The organism is Mesorhizobium sp. M7A.F.Ca.MR.148.00.0.0, from assembly GCF_003997735.1.
Lineage (GTDB): Bacteria > Pseudomonadota > Alphaproteobacteria > Rhizobiales > Rhizobiaceae > Mesorhizobium.
Genome location: NZ_RZTB01000734.1, coordinates 1 through 230 on the forward strand (window position 1 = coordinate 1; position 230 = coordinate 230).

Annotated in this window: 1 pseudogene; it reads right to left on the reverse strand. The window is 69.6% G+C overall.

Going from position 1 to position 230, the window contains the following annotated elements:
* Positions 1 to 230, reverse strand: a pseudogene (locus tag EOB49_RS36040) (ABC transporter substrate-binding protein); the annotation flags it as partial.

The following is a 230-nucleotide window of genomic DNA, read 5'->3' on the forward strand; positions in this document are numbered from 1 at the left end:
ACATTAGGCTTCCCGGCCACGGATGGCGGATATTTGCTGCCGCGATCGACGGCGATGATCCGCTCGCCGGCGCCGAGCGCGTGGACGATCTCGGTGACGTCGGAGCCCAGCGTCAGGATCCTGGTTGCCGGTCCCGGCGCGACGGGGCGGCCCAGCGCGTCGACAACGGTCTCGGCGGCCAGCGCCTTGAAACCACAGGAAGGCGCCAGCACCGACAGCGCCAGAAGCAG